Origin of the sequence: Protofrankia sp. Cr1 (assembly GCF_963555865.1) — a bacterium.
Lineage (GTDB): Bacteria > Actinomycetota > Actinomycetes > Frankiales > Frankiaceae > Protofrankia.
Map to the genome: position 1 here is coordinate 1 of NZ_CAUVXO010000690.1, position 2,547 is coordinate 2,547.

3 protein-coding genes and 1 pseudogene are annotated in these 2,547 nt (G+C 68.0%); all 4 read left to right on the forward strand.

Annotated elements, in window-relative coordinates; all coding sequences use genetic code 11:
• Nucleotides 1–317 (forward strand): annotated as a pseudogene (locus tag U9980_RS28055) (replication initiation protein); the annotation flags it as partial.
• Nucleotides 318–505: 188 nt separating this feature from the next.
• The gene (locus U9980_RS28060; protein ID WP_322770682.1) at nt 506–961 is read left to right on the forward strand and encodes a hypothetical protein; all 456 of its coding nucleotides are present in this window, start codon (nt 506–508) and stop codon (nt 959–961) included.
• Between the two features lie 168 nt (nt 962–1,129).
• Entirely contained in the window at nt 1,130–1,276 is a 147-nt protein-coding gene (locus U9980_RS28860) for a hypothetical protein (protein ID WP_416210420.1), read from the forward strand.
• A complete protein-coding gene (locus tag U9980_RS28070; RefSeq protein WP_322770684.1) occupies nt 1,273–2,406 on the forward strand; it encodes a site-specific integrase in 1,134 nt (377 codons plus the stop codon). The genes U9980_RS28860 and U9980_RS28070 overlap by 4 nt, the downstream gene beginning before the upstream one ends.
• The last annotated feature ends 141 nt before the right edge of the window (nt 2,407–2,547 follow it).

Consider the following 2,547-nt stretch of genomic DNA (forward strand, 5'->3'; position numbering starts at 1 on the left):
CGGGGAAAACTCTTGCCGATCACAAGCAAGATCGGAAGGTGTGGGTCCGGGAACAGCTCGCGGTCCTCGGCCACACCGGCCACGCCGAAACCGGCAATGGGGACACCGGCGATGGCGGCCAGGGCGCCGCGCCCGACCGGGTGGTCTGGCAGCTTCTCCGGCCCGGGGATCCGGCGACGCCCCGCCGGGAACATCTACTGCTGCGCGCGGTCGCGGATCGGCACCGTTGGCGCGCCCAGCTGGACGCGGCCCGTGCCGCTCGTGGGGATCCTCACCCGGTTTCGGCAACCGATCCGAACCTCCCCCGCGCGGCCTGACCCGACAACTGATCAATGGAGGGGCCATGCGCCCGACAACATCCAGTACGGCTCTGCCCTGGTTGGGGCGGGCTCCGCCCATAGCCCCGGCTTGATCGTCCGCATGGCAGGCGGTCCCGGCGGGTGCGGCTAACACCACACCGGGACCTTGATCCGCACCCCTTACGCAACAAGGAGCGACAGACCCAATGCCTATCATTCCGCCCGGCCACGGCCCATGGCGCAGCCCCTCCGCTGACGAGCCGTTCGTCAGCATGCACCGCACCAACCACGGCGACTACGAAGTCACCGTCCGACCCGGCGCCGACGGTTTCGACCTTGCCCGCGTCCTGGTCACGCTCCCGATGGAGGCGGTGTTCACCGAAGCGTTCGGCGACGTCGAAACCATCCTCATCTTCCGCACGCCGACCGGCACCCGTGTGCCCGCTCCTGCTGGTGCCCCGACAGCCGACGGGAACGGCAACGGCGGATCTGCTACTTCCGCCAACCCGCAATCCCCCGCCGGATGGGTACCGCAGATCCCGCTGACCAGCGACACCCGGCCGATTTCGGCAACCGTCACCAGGCAACTTCTCGCCTACGTCCTGGCGGCCTTCGTCGCGATCCCCGGTTCCACCGGCGGCGCGCGGACCGTGCCGCGCTGAGGCGAAACCGCCGCGTTCTCCCCTCCATTTTTTCCCCGTCCCTGTCCGGCAGACACTGCCACGCCACAGGGACGGGGACCCTGACCCAGAAAGGCTCCCGTGGATCACCTACTTACGGTCGAACAGGCGGCTGAAATCCTCGGTACACCGGTCCGGTTCGTACAGCGGATGATCGCGGAACGGCGGATCGCCTATATCCGGCTCGGCAAGGTGAAACACGTCCGGATCCACCGGAGCGACCTCGATGCGTTCATCGCTGGCGGTCGCGTCGAAGCGAACGACGTTCCGACCCCGCGCAGGCGGAGGGCGGCATGAAGCGGCGACGGTACGGCAACGTTCGCAAGCTGTCATCGGGACGCTGGCAGGCCCGCATTACCGGTCCGGACGGCAAGATGATCCCCCTCGGCACCTTCGCGATGAAACGCGAAGCTGACCAGGCACTCGCGGCGACCGAGACCGACCAGACACGCGGAACGTGGACCGACCCGTCCACCGGTAAGCAACGCTTCGGCGCGTTCGCCGAACACTGGATGCGGACACGCGCGCTGCGTCCGATGACCCGCACCCTGTACGAGCGGCAGCTACGGCTACGCATCCTGCCGACGTTCAAAAGCCTCGCCGTAGCCGAAATCACGCCGAAGCTTGTCCGCGAATGGTATGCGGGGCTGATGGCAGCGGCCACGACGAACGGACGCGGTGTGGTGACGGTGGAAACCACCTACCGACTTCTCCGCGCAATCCTGATGACAGCAGTTGAGGACGGGCTGATTCCCAAGAACCCGTGCCGGATCAAAGGTGCCGGCACTGTCCGTGACGCACCCCGCCCGGAGATCACGATCGCACAGCTCTGGAAACTCGTCGACACCGTGCCCGAGCGGTATGCGGCGCTCGTGCTCCTGGCCTCGGCAACGGCGCTTCGCTCGGGAGAACTCTCCGCACTGCGCCGGCGGAACATCGACCTGCACCGGCGAACGATCCGTATCGACCCGGACGACGGGCAGTATGTCGAGCCCGGCGGCGGGCAGAAGCCGTACTTCGGGCCACCCAAGTCCGACGCGGGCGCACGCACAATCGTGATCCCGGATGCGATCCTCGGCCGTCTCGCCGTCCACCTGGCGGAGCACGCCCAACCCGGCCCGGACGGGCTCGTGTTCACGACCAAGGACGGCAACCCCGTCAGCCGGCACAACCGCTCATGGTGGCGGCGGGCCTGCCGGATCGTCGGTGTCGACGAGGAAGCCCATCTTCACGACTGCCGGCACGCGGGTCTGACGCTCGCTGCGCAGTCCGGCGCCACCCTGCGCGAACTGATGGCGCTCGGTGGCCACTCGACCCCGCGCGCCGCGCTGATCTATCAGCGTGCCAGCGGGGAGCGGGCGTCCGAAGTCGCACGGGGAATGTCGGCCCGCCTGGCACAAGGTGACCCCCGGCCGCGCCGGTCCTGATGGCACATCCGCCGCTACTGGCACGCGAATGGCACAAACGGACCTCAGTCATAGGAACGTGGGGGTTCCAGGGGGCTCGGCCCCCTGGGCAGATATTGCGGAACGACCTGGTCAGACCCTGTCTGACACACTTCGCCCCGA

Bases quoted from the DNA above. Each gene is read 5' to 3' on its own strand.
- U9980_RS28860 (WP_416210420.1), top strand. From the start codon at position 1,130: ATGATCGCGGAACGGCGGATCGCCTATATCCGGCTCGGCAAGGTGAAA.
- U9980_RS28060 (WP_322770682.1), top strand. From the start codon at position 506: ATGCCTATCATTCCGCCCGGCCACGGCCCATGGCGCAGCCCCTCCGCT.
- U9980_RS28070 (WP_322770684.1), top strand. From the start codon at position 1,273: ATGAAGCGGCGACGGTACGGCAACGTTCGCAAGCTGTCATCGGGACGC.